Source organism: Terribacillus saccharophilus (genome assembly GCF_002272075.1).
In the GTDB taxonomy this organism is placed as follows: domain Bacteria; phylum Bacillota; class Bacilli; order Bacillales; family Amphibacillaceae; genus Terribacillus; species Terribacillus saccharophilus_A.
The window spans coordinates 69771-84445 of record NZ_NPBJ01000032.1; the positions used below are offsets into that span (position 1 = coordinate 69771).

The window sequence follows — 14675 nt, forward strand, 5'->3', positions numbered from 1 at the left end:
TTGATTCATATCACGACATATAAAAAAAGCCTGCATTATGCAAGCTCAATCCTTCTGGACAAATGCAATCAAGACAATACCTCCCAATAGCATACCAATGCCCATCCACGATAACAGACTAAGTTCCTCGCCGACTAATATGACACCTAAGACAGCAGCCGTAAACGGTTCCGCCAAGGACAGAGACACAGCAGAGGATGCCGGCACTTGCTGCAGCCCTTTCGAAAACAAGAAATAAGCAGCTGCTGTCGCAACAATCCCAAGATGCAGACTTACAGCTATACCGCTTGGCTGCATAATCCACTGCATATCAAACAGGAAAAGGAACGGCATTAGGAAAATTCCGCCGATACCAAAGATAACTGCCGCTGTCTCTAATGGACTCTTACCTTGCACAATCTGTCCGCTCAGCAAAGTATATCCCGCAAAGGACAGACCAGCTCCCAGCGCAAGCAGGATACCAGCTGGCTTGATCATTACGGTATCTCCTGTCAGGAACAGCAGCACACAGCCCATAATAGACAACAATGTCGCTCCCCACCATATATAACCTGGTCGCCTTCTAAAAATCACCGCCTCCAAGACTCCAGACAGAATCGGCGCACTTCCGATTGCGATGACGGTACCTACCGCCACGCCAGTTTGATGGACTGCCGAAAAAAACAGCGGCTGATAGCACGCCACGCAAAACGCTGCCAGAAGCGTCAGCCCGATTGGCCAGCCTTTCAGATTCAATCGTCCGAGCAGCAAGGTAATTAAAAGCAGAAACACTCCTCCAACCGCAAGCCTTGCAGCTCCAATCGCAATCGGATGGGCCGCAGCTGGGGCAAATGCCTGTGCAGTGCCGGTCGTACCCCAGAGTATTGCTGCAAACAGGACGAATAATAACGGTGCTATTTTAACAGCCATCTTATCTCCCCTTTTGCATCTTTTTTCCATCATGCCAGAAACACTAGCATCTTGTAACGAAGGATAGGAGATTATCGGACAAGAAACCTTTATCTATCTATTGTTATCACTAACCGTCTTCCTGATTAGCTCGTGAGGCTGTTCGAGCGCAAGTAACGGATAATTATCTCAGCAATTGTGACGTTAACCACTATTGAGCCGTAAACTCCGATAGTGTAGCTTTGTGTATAATCCATTCCCGCTTTAAAGAGCACGATAGAAATCAAATGAATGAACATATTTGTAAAACAGAATAGATAACTGCGAATCATCCAGTTCTGATGTTTGTCGAGTCTGCCTTTCCTTGCATGGACAATGGCAATTATAATCATGATCGGCCAAAACAGATTTACTAAATTGAACGGTACACTAACCAGCTTGCCTCCTGTTGCATACGGCGCTAGATAACCAGATGTCAAAGACACAAGCAACACGGAAACAGCATACACATAGCCGTTGATACGGTGGAACTTACGTTTATGCCAAGCCAATCCCCGCGAAAAGTTCACCGCTCCACTCAAGGTCGCCAGGCATGCGACAAACACATGCACATACATGACATCCAGCCAGAGGGGCAGATGAAAAGAGTCGCGCAGATCTATTTTCTGCTCAAGAAAAAAAGAGGCACGATTATCGAGGATATAGTTATCCGCTAATGTATAAATGATATAAATGCTAATGAACAGAAGCAGCATTTTGTAAAAAGTTCGTATGGACATGGGCTACTCCTTTTTTTCTGGGATTGTACTAAGGATATCATATGGATAAACGCTAATTACTACAGCTTCTATCAGTTAAATAGCAAAACACGCTTATACATAACAGAGAAAACATGGTAATATAATCTCCCACTTACAATACGGAGGATACACTATGAAGAAGTATTTAATTCTTGGGCTCATACTGCTAATTGTGGCAGGAGGTTTTATTTACACCCAGCTTAAGTCGAATGCTCACCCCAACAAAAAGATGGTTCTCGGTTATACCACCTCGGAGGAATCATCCTTTCAGTCTCTGAAAGAATACCATGAATATCTTAATACCATTGCAATGGATACATACACTTTTGATACCGATGGCAATCTCTCTGGTGAAGCACCAAAAAACCAGCTCAAATATGCGAAGCAGCATGATATCGACACCTATGCTGTGATATCGAACTACGGTAAGACTGATTTCGACCCAGACTTGGCACATGCTGTCATGACTGACAAAGAGGCAAAAAGCAATTTCATTAGTCACTTAGTACAGCTTGCTGCAGAAAATGATTTTACTGGCGTTAATATTGATTTTGAAGCCATCTATCCCGAGGATCGAGATCTCTACTCTGACCTCATTAAGGATACAGCTGAAGCGCTCAAAGAGCATAACATACAAACTATGGTGTCTGTACCAGCAAAAGATAACGATGATGCAGCCGATGATTGGAGCTGGCCATATAACTATGAAGAAATAGGAGAATACGCTGATTATGTGCAAGTGATGACGTATGATGAAAATGGCTCTTGGAGTGATCCAGGATCTGTAGCAAGTATGAATTGGATGAAAAGAATACTAACGTTTGCTACAGAATCAATAAACCCTGATAAGGTTATTATGGGTGTACCAGCATACGGATACGATTGGAATCTATCTAACCCAGATCAGAATAAATTGATTGAATGGGATGAGATTCATTCGACGATAGATGATTACAATATAGAACCTATAAACTTTGAAGAAAATGCGTCTACGCATTTCAATTATACCGTGGAAAATCAGGAGCACGTCGTCTGGTTTGAGGATGAACGTTCATTGCAGGAAAAAAGTTATCTCACCAATACATATGGCATTGCAGGTGTATCTGTGTATGCAATGGGACATGAATCTGAAGCTTTTTGGAAAGCTATTGAGAAAGGAACAAAATCAGTACAGTAATTAATACAAAACCCAGATTGAATTTCATTTATGGTTCAGCAAGAAACTGATTTAAAACAATAAATGCACCCTGAAATCTGCTCTCAGGGTGCATTCAATTATACAATTTAACCCCTTATTGCAGGAATGCAAACTTCCTTTCTTCCACTTGTCCAATTAGCATATCCGACCGTTTTTGCTCTTCTGCAACTTTATCCAAGTAAATATTATAACCTCCTTCAGGAACTCTGCATCCAACTTTTCTTCATTGAATGTCTCTCCTTTATATTCTGCAAAAGCTTTATAGTAATCATAGATTTTCTCAAAAGAATCCCGCTCATAAATCTTATATGCAGGTGTCGTTGCTTTCCTCTTCCTTTTGTCCAGTATTCTTCTGCTCAATCTTCGCATTGCTCGTCTCGCTACTGCAACCTGCTGCCAATAAAAAGTCATAGTAGAATTGAGAAAATAAACTTCAATAAAAAAACTGCCATTCTCGTTAAAGAATGGCAGCTATATCATTAGTATTTATGCAGCACTAGCACTAGCGCCGATTAGTACTACCCAAAAAATAACTTTAAGTATAATTGTTATTGTTCCAGTAACAATACCAGTAATACCAAGTCCTTTTTTAATTGGTTTCTTAGCACCGATTGCACCAAAAATAATGGCTAGAATAGCTAATGGATATGGTAAGAACGGTACCCAGTAAAGAACCAATCCGACAATTCCTAAAACAAGAGCAGTAACTGCTAGGCCGTTGCCTTCTGGTTTAGTAATAACTACAGTATGTTGTTGTTGTTGTTCCATTTGATTTCCTCCTTTATATTTATTTTTTATGAATAGGTAAAATTACTCCTTTATAATATCAGATATAATTCTTTATAACCATACTATTTGCTATATTTTATCAGTAAAAGGATTTTTTTATTAATTTTCCAAATTAAATAAAATACCCCAGCGCGCGGCGCCGGGGTATTTGTTATTTCGCTTTCTTCACAATCCTCACAGCATCCTTCGAAACATAGAACTTACCGCCGCTCTGAACCGTTACACTGTCCAGTTCATATTCACGATCATTTACAATAACGACATTCTTGTTCACAGGGAATTCTGCTTTTTTACGTCCTTTATCTATGACCAATACCGGGTTCGCAGCATCAGAAGTGTCAACGCTCACTTCGCCCCACTTACCAAATGCTTCTTCTCCTTCTATGAACATATTTTTGCTTAACTTGTCCAACTTGAAGCCCATCGCATCAGCCGCACTGTGCGCAATGTCTGTGTTCTCGATCATGCCAGACGGTTTTCCAGGGCCGTAGGAGTATAGGAACAGATCCTCACCTGTATGTCCGCCAGTCGTGAAGCCAAGGTTTGCACGCTGTGCCAGAAGGTCAACCAATGTTCCACCAAGATCTTCTGATTTATTAATAGCTCTCTTTTCTTTTGCAGTTGGGTTCGTAATACCGTAAAGCTCCGCAACTTCCAATCGGTTGGATCCATCCTCATTCAACTGAGACATAGCACCTTCCAGCGTCATTGTTGCTTCCTTCAATGGATCTACATAGGCAGATACCGGCGTAGAAGAATATGTGCCATCCGTATTTTCATTTCCTATAGAGATTCCACTGTTACCATGGTCAGAAACAGCGATGACCATCGTGTTCTTATCCTTCTTAGCGAAATCCAATGCTTCTTTAACCGCATCATCAAATGACAGCGTATCACTGATCATACCGACAGGGTCATTTGCATGCGCTGCCCAGTCTGGCTTGCTGCCTTCTACCATCAGGAAGAAACCATCCTTATCTTTAGACAATGTTTGAATGCTTTTCTTCGTCATCTCTGCCAATGTTGGTTCTTCCGGCTTTGTTGCTTCCCTATCCATATCGTAAGCTAGTGCAGCTGGAGCGAAAGAGCCCCAGATTTTCTTCGATCTAGAATCAAGTAAGTCATCTCTTGTTTCAACATAATCGTATCCTTTATCATCTATAACTCCTAGCAAATCCTCGCCATCATCACGGTTGCCATTTTCAAGGGATTCCTTCCCGCCGCCAAGGACAACGTCGATATTCTGGTAGACTTGCTGCTCAGCGATATTATCATATTGTGAACGATGGTCTGCATGAGAAGAAAAAGCAGCAGGTGTCGCATGCTGAATTTCAGATGTAGAAATGATACCAGTCGCTTTGCCATTCAGCTTCGCACCTTCCAGCACATTCGTCACAGGACGATATGGATCGTCTGCAAGATCTTCATCCACTCCTGGAGAAGCGATTTTCTCCGGAAGGACTCCGACAAACTTGTCATTCGTTTTATTACCGGTAGCCATGGCTGTACCAGCAGGAGCTGAATCCGTAACAGCAGACTCTGCAGAATATGTACGCACACCACCAGATACCATCTGATCCATAGCTAAATCATCACCCTTGTACCATCTCGATAGAGTTGTTGTTGTAGAGCTCACTCCATCCTTAACGAGTAAAATGACATTCTTCACCTTCGGATCCTTCTTCGCTTCTACCTCTTCCGGCTCCAAATTCGTCAAGCCGATTGAACCAACCGCTAGCGTTCCCGCTAACGTCACACCAAGTAATTTTTTGCTCAGCTTCATCTCTCATTCCCCCGTATCAAAAGTTATAAAAAACCTCCACCAACGCAACAAAAGTTAATAGATTTAGTTCGTGTACGAGAGTAATTGTATAGGCTGATTGTTAATGGGATGTTAATGATCTATAAAGCTATCGTTAATTAATATAATGGGTATTATGTAAGAAAAAGGGTATTTAATTTAAAATAAATACTTTTATAATAGGGATTTATCCTTATTTTTGATAATATAAATACTGATTTCATCTGTATATAATCATCAATAACCTCAATAACCATTATTTTCAAAGAGAATGTTTAGAGTAGTACAAATCACCCATCTAATCTCACCTTTATTATATTCCAGTTATAATTACCTATCCAAAAATCATTATAGTTAATGTCATATCAACATTTTTTTGAACCGATGTGTTTATCCTAATATCGTTAGATACTCCTTCTAAGTGTCATACAGCTCTTTTCTATAAAAAAGCGACCCCTTTCCGGGTCGCTTTTCGATTTATAATTTGAACTTCGTCAGTAATTCCTGTAACTCCTCGGCCAAATTGGTTAAGGCGTTTGCTGATGCTGTGATTTCCTCCATAGAGGCTAGTTGCTCTTCTGTTGTACTTGCCATCGACTCCGATGCCGCAGCATTCTCTTTTGCAATTGCTGCAAGCTCTTCTGCACTAGCAGTCATTTCCTGAACGCTTGCCGCTATTTGCTCGGTGATCGAGGAGATATCCTCGATCTGCGGTGATATTGTAAAGATGCTGTCTTTAATTTGGCTGAACTTTGTCGTTGTTTCATCGGTAGCCTGCAGTCCTGTTTCTACGTATCGTGCTGTCTGCGCCATCACTTTGACAGACTGCACTGTATCAGACTGGATATGCTGAATGAGATCTGTGATTTGCATTGCCGATCGCTGTGATTCCTCAGCGAGCTTCCGAACTTCATCAGCAACTACAGCAAATCCTTTGCCTTGCTCACCGGCACGTGCAGCTTCTATAGCGGCATTCAAAGCCAGCAAATTCGTCTGATCAGCAATACCAACTATCACATCTGTAATGCTTCCTATCTTCTTAGAACTTGCCTCAAGCTCCTGCATTCTAGCGTTCGATTCATTCACAGATGCATAGATATGTTTCATTTGTTCAACTGTCTGGTTGACGGAATACTCTCCACCCTCAGCTAAGCTCGCTGCCTGTTTCGTTGAATCCGATACCGCAGTCAAGCTATTTGCCACGCGATCCATACCGATCGCAATTTCACCTATTGCCTGTGCATTCTGTTCGACGTGCACCCGCTGAGAATCTGCTCCTCCCGCTACATCCTGCAACGTTGTCGTAACATGCTCGGTCGCAGAGGTTGTCTGCTCCGAGCTTGCCAGCAGTTCCTCTGATGATGCTGCCAGCTGGCCAGAATCGGTATCGATCTGCTGGATCAAACTGCTCAGGTTATCCGTCATTGTATTAAATGCCTCTCCAACCTCAGCTAGTTCATCCTTAGAATGGATTTCTATCCGTTCACGCAGATCGCCACCACTCACTTGTACAGCAGTCTGCTTCAGGTTGTTTAACGGTTTAATGATAGAACGGACAACACCAAAGACAAGGAACCCTCCGGCAATGAGCGCCACGGCCAATACGATTAGCGTCGTATATAAAATTGGTGCTGCTGCATCATCTATCTCGGAGGCAGACATTACACCAGCAACCTTCCAGCCAGTCAGTTCATTCGTTGTGTAAACAAGCTCCTCTGTGTCAGCACCCTGCTCGAAACGATATTGGCCACTTTCTTTCTCAAATTGCCGGACAAGATAATCGGCAGTAGCCTCAGTTCCTTTTTCTTCTGTAGGATGGACGATTATATGCTTTGTCTGATCTAGAATAGAAGTATATCCTTCTTTACCAATATGTATCTTCTTAGATGTTTCTTCCAAATTACCTAATGTAATATCCATGCCGATGACACCACTGTTATCTTCGGTTGTCTGTGCAATTGTTACTACTAATGTATTAGTTGAGGCAGAAACATATGGTTCTGTTATGACCACTTGGCCGGCATTCTCTTTCGCCTGCTGATACCATGGTCTTTCCCGCGGATCATAATCAGCTGCAAGCTCCAAGTCAGGGGACTGTATCATCAACCCTTCTTCGGTTCCGACATATGCCAATTCAAGTTCCGGATGCAGATCTGTATATTGCTCTAATTTCTGTCGTATCTCCGGGCTTTCCATACCGTCATATAGCTCAGTATTGATTTGACTGGCAAAGAACTCAATATCATGTATCTTTGGCTGAATTGTATCGTCTATCATACTGTTCAGCACATCCACGTTACTTGATGCACTTCCAATCAATTGAGCCGACAACTCCTGCTTTGCACTCTGATACGCTAAGAAGCCTATTAGAATACTGGGTATAAGTAAAATGATGACAAAGGACAGAATCAGCTTATTTCTGATAGTAAGCCGAATTCTACCTTTTTCTAAGATGCGTTTCATGGTATCCCCCCTAATTACTAAGCTGCTGACAACTTATTACTTTCTTTATCGGCATCCCGGGAGAATTATGGACATAAGGTATCATAATTTTAATATACAATTTCTACCAACAAGCTATTCTTCATTTCTCAAGAAGATTCACCAACTGAAAAAACGGAGACATTTATTCTCCATCTGACTCAATTACTCCTTTTGTATGTCACATAAATTTAACCATCTACACAAAAGTCGGAGAAATAGCGTGATTATAGCATTTATCTTGTGACACCCTTCACATAATCCCTTGACACAACCTTATCGGTATTTTACCCTTAATAATATATATAAATTTAGAATGATTATGTCTAAGTAATTCTAAGTTTCTAGTTATTAATTTATTTTGGGAGGCTATTTATTTATGTCACTTATCGGCAAAGAAGTACAAGCATTCACAGCACAAGCTTACAAAAACGGAGAATTCATCGAAGTTACAGAAGCTAATTTCAAAGGTCAGTGGAGCGTAGTCTGCTTCTACCCTGCAGATTTCAGCTTTGTATGCCCAACTGAACTAGAAGATCTTCAAGGCCAGTACAGCACACTTAAAGATCTTGGTGTAGAGGTTTATTCCGTTTCTACAGATACACACTTCGTACATAAAGGCTGGCATGACAGCTCTGAAAAAATTGGTAAAATCACATATGCAATGATCGGTGACCCATCTCAAGCAATCTCTCGTCAATTCGATGTATTGAACGAAGAGTCTGGTCTTGCTGACCGCGGTACATTCATCATCGATCCAGATGGTGTAATCCAAACTGTCGAAATCAATGCAGACGGTATTGGCCGTGACGCAAGCACGCTTGTGAACAAAATTAAAGCAGCACAATACGTGCGCCAAAATCCAGGTGAAGTTTGCCCGGCGAAATGGGAAGAAGGATCTGAAACACTAACACCTAGCTTGGATCTTGTAGGCAAAATCTAAGGAGTGCGTTGAATATGGTACTTGATGCAAACATTAAAGCTCAATTGAACCAGTATATGGCGCTTATGGAGAACCCTATCGTTCTTAAAGTAAGCGCTGGTGCAGACGACGTTTCTAAGGAGATGCTTGCTCTAGTTGAAGAGCTTGCAGCTATGTCGTCTAAGATAACAGTCGAAAAAGCAGAACTTTCACGTACCCCGAGCTTCACCGTGAACCGTGTTGGTGAGGATACCGGCGTTGCTTTTGCTGGTATTCCGCTTGGCCATGAGTTTACTTCGCTCGTCCTTGCTCTCTTGCAGGTAAGCGGTCGTGCACCAAAGGTTGATGAAAAACTGATCAACCAGATCAAGAATATCAAAGGCGAATTCCACTTTGAGTCTTATATCAGCTTGACTTGTCATAACTGCCCGGATGTCGTGCAAGCATTGAATGTGATGAGTGTACTGAATCCGAACATCACAAACACGATGATCGATGGCGCGGCTTTCAAGGACGAAGTAGAAAGCAAGAACATCATGGCAGTTCCGACTGTTTATTTGAACGGCGAGAATTTCGGCAGCGGCCGGATGACGCTTGAAGAAATGCTTGCGAAAATGGGCTCCAGTGCAGATGCATCTGAGTTTGATAACAAAGAACCTTATGACGTTCTTGTTGTCGGCGGCGGTCCAGCTGGTTCCAGTGCAGCTATCTACGCTGCTCGTAAAGGAATCCGTACCGGAATTGTAGCAGAGCGCTTCGGCGGTCAGGTATTGGATACGATGAGCATCGAAAACTTCATCACCGTTAAGGAGACAGAAGGTCCGAAGCTTGTTGCAAGCCTGGAAGAGCATGTAAAAGATTACAACATCGATGTGATGAACCTGCAGAAGGCAACGAAGATTGCGAAAAACGATTTATTTGAGCTGGAGCTGGAGAACGGCGCGACACTGAAAAGCAAGAGCGTCATCATCTCTACAGGTGCACGCTGGCGTAATGTCAACGTTCCTGGCGAGCAGGAATTCAAGAACAAAGGTGTTGCTTACTGCGCACACTGTGACGGCCCGCTATTCGAAGGAAAAGACGTTGCTGTCATCGGCGGCGGTAACTCCGGTATCGAAGCAGCCATCGATTTGGCTGGAATCGTAAACCACGTTACTGTTCTTGAATTCGCCGATACATTAAAAGCAGATGAAGTATTGCAAAAGCGCGCTTACAGCCTGCCGAATGTAACGATCATTACAAACGCGCAAACGACGGAGATCACCGGCGACGATAACGTCAACGGTATCACCTACGTTGAACGCGACACAAACGAAGAGAAACACATTGCCCTGCAAGGTGTCTTCGTCCAAATCGGCCTTGTACCGAATACAGAATTCCTGGCAGACGTCGTTGAACGTACCCCAATGGGCGAGATCATCGTCGACAAGCATGGTCAAACGAACGTTCCTGGCCTGTTTGCTGCAGGAGACTGTGCAGATACTGCTTATAAACAGATCATTGTTTCTATGGGATCTGGTGCGACAGCATCGCTTGGTGCTTTCGATTATCTGATTCGTAATTAACAAAAGCGTGCACTATTTTTATAGTGCACGCTTTTTTAATATCCTAACATTCCATTGATAAAGCCAGAAACAAAGCTCACAGCAATTCTGCTTTGCCTCTCTACCATAACTATTCCTAAGAAGACTAGGCCAAACAGAAGCATCCGCGTTTTTCGGGTTCGCGCGCGTTTAGCAGTCAACCATACTGCTATAAATAAGACAATGTAAGCAAAAATGTACAAGTCAGCACTCCCTTATCTAACTAAATAATATGTGGACTCTCTAATAATAACTCAGACAGGAAATAGAAATATATGTATAAAAAAAGAAGATGCAGCATCTGCACCTTCTTTTATCTAGCCAAATCATTTGCTTATCTTATCCAGTATCTGAAGTAAGCTTGCTCTCTCTTGATATAACTCCTGCGCTTCCTCCACCGCCACTTCCTCAAATCGAATAACAGCTCCTGGCGCAGCTTGCGCAAGCATTGGAATATCTACTGCGATTGCTGTCGCAATTCGGGTGTATCCCCCTGTTGTCTGCCTGTCCGCCATTAGAATAATCGGCTGACCATTGGCAGGCACTTGAATTCCGCCAAGCGGAATAGCTTCCGAGATTATGTCAGCAGTGGTTTTGTGCGTCAGTTCAGGACCTTTCAAACGGTAACCCATGCGATCTGACTGGGGAGTAATTTCATAGTTGGATGAAAGGAAGTTTTTAATAGCCTCTTCTGTAAATGCATCCTGATGCGGTCCCAAGACGACTCGTACAGTGACTTCCTTCTTGTACTTAGGAATCTCATCGTAATGAAGGGAACGCCCCGTTACTGCATAAGGATTCTCAGTACCGTACAGAATGTCTTCCTTCTCGAGCGCACGTCCGTTCAGGCCGCCGATTCTCGCCTTCAAATACGTTGAATTACTTCCCATTACCGCCGGCAAGTCAAAGCCGCCAGCCACACTGATATAAGAACGAATACCTTCCAGCGGCTGACCGAATTCAATCAGCTGACCCTCTTTCACAGCAAAACTCTTCCACATTGGAGCCGGCTGGCCATTCACTCTAGGCGATAAATTCCCACCCGTTATCGCAATAACAGCATCCTCCAGCACCTTAAGTACCGGTCCCATCATTGTCACTTCCAGCCCTGCCTCGTCACGTTTATTCCCAACGAGCAGGTTGGCAATTTGCAGCGAAAAGTCATCCATCGCACCCGCTACAACTACACCATATTCCTGGTAGCCAGTGCGGCCGAGATCTTGAAAAGTCGTCATTAGTCCGGGCTTGATCACTTGAAATAGCTTACTACTCATGATGCTCTACTCCGAAATTCTGAATCGTTATTTGTTCTGCCTGAAGTCTTTCACGGAGTTGTTGAACGAATCGCAGCGCTTCCGGTTCATCACCATGCACACAAATCGTATCTGCTTGAATAGTAATATCCGTTCCATCAACAGCAGTTACTTTACCTTCTTGAATCATACGAATGACACGATCCACTGCGACTGTCACGTCATGTATCATAGCATTTGCTTGAGAACGAGGTGTCAGCGTTCCATCTGCCTGATATGTTCTGTCAGAAAAGACCTCTTGTGCAACACTTAGACCAACTTTCTCTCCTGCACGCACAAGCTCACTTCCTGCCAAGCCGAACAGTACCAGTTTTGGATCAACTGCATGCACTGCTGCCGCGATGGCTTCCGCAATAGCAGAATCTTTTGATGCCATATTATATAGCGCTCCGTGCGGCTTCACATGCTGAACATATGTACCGCAAGCCTTGGCTGCTCCTTGGATTGCTCCTACCTGGTAAACAACTAGGTTATAGATTTCTTTCGGAGACAGCTTCATATCCCGACGGCCAAACCCCGCTAAGTCAGGAAAGCCTGGATGAGCACCGATTCCTACACCAAGTTCCGCTGCTGTTTTAACCGTTTCAAGCATGACATTATGGTCACCCGCATGGAATCCACACGCAATATTGGCGGATGATATGTATTTCAATACTTCCTCATCATTTCCGATTGTATAGGCACCAAAGCTTTCGCCTAAATCGCTGTTCAGATCAATCGTCTTCATTCCAGCCCCTCCTTACTTTTCCTTACTGATAATCTTATATTCCCCAAGACGAACCGCTTCTGCAATATCGTCATATTCTTTTTTCGAAATTGGGACGAACCTCAGATAATGACCGGAAGTCAATAAAATCGGCTGCTCACGTTCTGGATCGTATAATTTCACTGGCGTCTGACCGATGATTTGCCAGCCACCCGGAGTTTCCAGTGGATATACACCCGTTTGTGATCCGGCTATACCTACAGAACCAGCTGCAATTTTCGAACGTGGTTCCTCCAAGCGCGGTGTCGCAATTTCTTCCGGCATACCGCCAAGGTAAGGGAAACCAGGGACAAATCCCATCATATAAATCAAATAATCCTGGCTGGAATGAATGCGGATGACATCCTCTTCTGACAGACCATTATGATTCGCAACGAAATTCAAATCAGGTCCTGTCTCCCCGCCATAATAGGTAGGAATTTCATAAACAAGAGAAGCGGCCTCGGCCACTCCTCCTTGGATATTTTCATATAGACGCTCCAGTTTTTCCAGCAGTGCTTGATAGCGAATTTTATCAGGACGATAAAAAATTGATAGCGTTGTATAAGCCGGTATCCACTCGATAATTCCTTCAATCGGCTCCGCCTTAAGCAACTCTGTAAAAATCCGGATTTTCTGATTTGTTTCCTCTGAGATTGTCTGTCCGAAAACGAGCTGAATGCCCGTATCTCCTAGCGGATGATAGGTAAGCTTCATTTTTTAGGACCTCCTTCTCGAATTAGAACAACTGCGGCACTTTATCAATCAGCGTAACAATTGCCAAGTAAGCCGTTGCGATAAAGACAATTGCACCAAAGATTGTGAGCCACAATGGGTGCTTATAATCCCCAACGATTGATTTCTTATAGGCTGCAATTAACAGTACACCTAAACCAATCGGCAAAATTAAACCGTTCACTGCACCTGCAACGACAAGTAATGTTGCTGGCTGCCCTATTAAAACCATGATAATCGTTGAAATAATGATAAATCCAATTGTCACAAGCTTCTGATGGCGTTCTACACGCTTTGATAATGTCTTCAAGAAAGAAACAGATGTATATGCTGCACCAATTACAGACGTAATACCAGCAGCCCATAGGATAAGACCGAACATCTTATATCCAATTGTTCCAGCAGCTTCTAGGAAAACTGTCGCCGCAGGATTAGATGCATCCAATTTCACACCTGTCACTACCACACCCAATACAGCTAGGAACAGGAATATCCGCATAATCGAAGCAATTAAAATACCAGTGACCGAGCTTCGCGTCACGTAGCGAAGGTTTTCTTTCCCGGAAATACCTGCATCCAATAGACGGTGACCACCAGCAAACGTGATATAACCACCGACTGTACCACCTACAAGTGTGATGATTGCGAATACATCAAGTTCTGTCGGTGCAAACGTACGTGTTATTGCCTCTCCGACAGGCGGATCACTTTGGAACGCCACGTACAAAGTCAACACAATCATTACGATTCCAAGAATACGGGCAATCTGATCCATTGCAGCTCCCGCTTCTTTGGAAAGGAAAATACCAATTGCAATAATACCAGTTATAATAGCACCAATTCGAGCGTCAATACCAAAGATAACATTCAAACCTAGTCCTGCTCCGCCAACGTTTCCGATATTAAATGCAAGACCACCCAATGCAACCGCGAAAGCAAGGAAGTATCCCAACCCCGGCAAGACTTTATTCGCGATATCCTGACCGCGCATTCTGGAAACAGCGATAATTCGCCATATATTCAACTGCACACCAACATCTAAAATGATGCTCATAAGAATAACGAAGCCGAAGCTTGCTAATAATTGATCAGTGAAGACAGCTGTTTGTGTCAGGAAGCCCGGTCCAACAGCTGATGAACCCATCAGGAAGGCCGCTCCTAGCAGGACGCCCCATTTCCCTTTGGAAGGAGACTGCTGCTGTTGTAAATCTTTCTCTTTTGAAGCCATGTAAATCCCCCTTATGTAACGATCTCTATAAATCATCTGTAGTATGTACTGCTTTCCATACATTATCACAAATATTTAATAAACAATAATCATTATAACTCGAAGATAATTACTTACACAAGATGTAAAATAACCTCACACAAAAAATCAACTAACAAAAGCTATTTCTCACAATATGAAAAAGAGGCTGAG

Annotated in this window: 12 protein-coding genes; 3 read left to right on the plus strand and 9 right to left on the minus strand. The window is 43.1% G+C overall.

The window, feature by feature from the left end:
- Positions 1-45: 45 nt before the first annotated feature.
- Complete coding sequence (locus tag CHH48_RS16310) at positions 46-909, minus strand: EamA family transporter (RefSeq protein WP_095220375.1); 864 nt, start codon at positions 907-909, stop codon at positions 46-48.
- Between the two features lie 125 nt (positions 910-1034).
- Positions 1035-1667: a DUF2306 domain-containing protein gene (locus CHH48_RS16315; RefSeq protein ID WP_176466476.1), complete on the minus strand. Its 633-nt coding sequence runs from the start codon at positions 1665-1667 to the stop codon at positions 1035-1037.
- 154 nt (positions 1668-1821) lie between these two features.
- On the opposite strand from CHH48_RS16315, the gene CHH48_RS16320 reads away from it, so the two are divergent.
- Positions 1822-2865 carry a glycosyl hydrolase family 18 protein gene (locus tag CHH48_RS16320; protein ID WP_095220376.1) on the plus strand — a complete coding sequence of 348 codons (1044 nt, stop codon included), beginning with the start codon at positions 1822-1824 and terminating at the stop codon, positions 2863-2865.
- Positions 2866-3372: 507 nt separating this feature from the next.
- On the opposite strand, the gene CHH48_RS16330 is transcribed toward CHH48_RS16320, so the two are convergent.
- From CHH48_RS16330 to CHH48_RS16340, 3 genes are all read right to left on the minus strand, one after another.
- Complete coding sequence (locus CHH48_RS16330; protein ID WP_095220378.1) at positions 3373-3654, minus strand: hypothetical protein; 282 nt, start codon at positions 3652-3654, stop codon at positions 3373-3375.
- A 172-nt stretch (positions 3655-3826) separates the two neighbouring features.
- The gene (locus CHH48_RS16335) at positions 3827-5458 is read right to left on the minus strand and encodes an alkaline phosphatase (protein WP_095220379.1); all 1632 of its coding nucleotides are present in this window, start codon (positions 5456-5458) and stop codon (positions 3827-3829) included.
- A gap of 495 nt (positions 5459-5953) precedes the next feature.
- Positions 5954-7939 carry a methyl-accepting chemotaxis protein gene (locus CHH48_RS16340; RefSeq protein ID WP_095220380.1) on the minus strand — a complete coding sequence of 662 codons (1986 nt, stop codon included), beginning with the start codon at positions 7937-7939 and terminating at the stop codon, positions 5954-5956.
- 397 nt (positions 7940-8336) lie between these two features.
- On the opposite strand from CHH48_RS16340, the gene ahpC reads away from it, so the two are divergent.
- A complete protein-coding gene (gene ahpC, locus CHH48_RS16345; RefSeq protein ID WP_038563282.1) occupies positions 8337-8900 on the plus strand; it encodes an alkyl hydroperoxide reductase subunit C in 564 nt (187 codons plus the stop codon).
- A 14-nt stretch (positions 8901-8914) separates the two neighbouring features.
- Positions 8915-10444, plus strand: a complete 1530-nt coding sequence (gene ahpF / locus CHH48_RS16350) for an alkyl hydroperoxide reductase subunit F (RefSeq protein ID WP_095220381.1) — start codon at positions 8915-8917, stop codon at positions 10442-10444.
- Positions 10445-10788: 344 nt separating this feature from the next.
- On the opposite strand, the gene CHH48_RS16360 is transcribed toward ahpF, so the two are convergent.
- The 4 genes from CHH48_RS16360 to CHH48_RS16375 are packed head-to-tail and all read right to left on the minus strand — an operon-like array spanning position 10789 to position 14483.
- Positions 10789-11736 (minus strand): biotin-dependent carboxyltransferase family protein, encoded by a 948-nt coding sequence (locus CHH48_RS16360; protein ID WP_095220383.1) that lies wholly within the window; start codon positions 11734-11736, stop codon positions 10789-10791.
- A complete protein-coding gene (locus CHH48_RS16365) occupies positions 11729-12502 on the minus strand; it encodes a LamB/YcsF family protein (RefSeq protein WP_095220384.1) in 774 nt (257 codons plus the stop codon). Before CHH48_RS16365 ends, CHH48_RS16360 begins: the two co-directional genes overlap by 8 nt.
- Before the next feature lie 12 nt (positions 12503-12514).
- The gene (pxpB, locus tag CHH48_RS16370; RefSeq protein WP_095220385.1) at positions 12515-13237 is read right to left on the minus strand and encodes a 5-oxoprolinase subunit PxpB; all 723 of its coding nucleotides are present in this window, start codon (positions 13235-13237) and stop codon (positions 12515-12517) included.
- 22 nt (positions 13238-13259) lie between these two features.
- Positions 13260-14483 (minus strand): NRAMP family divalent metal transporter, encoded by a 1224-nt coding sequence (locus CHH48_RS16375; RefSeq protein WP_095220386.1) that lies wholly within the window; start codon positions 14481-14483, stop codon positions 13260-13262.
- Positions 14484-14675 lie beyond the last annotated feature (192 nt).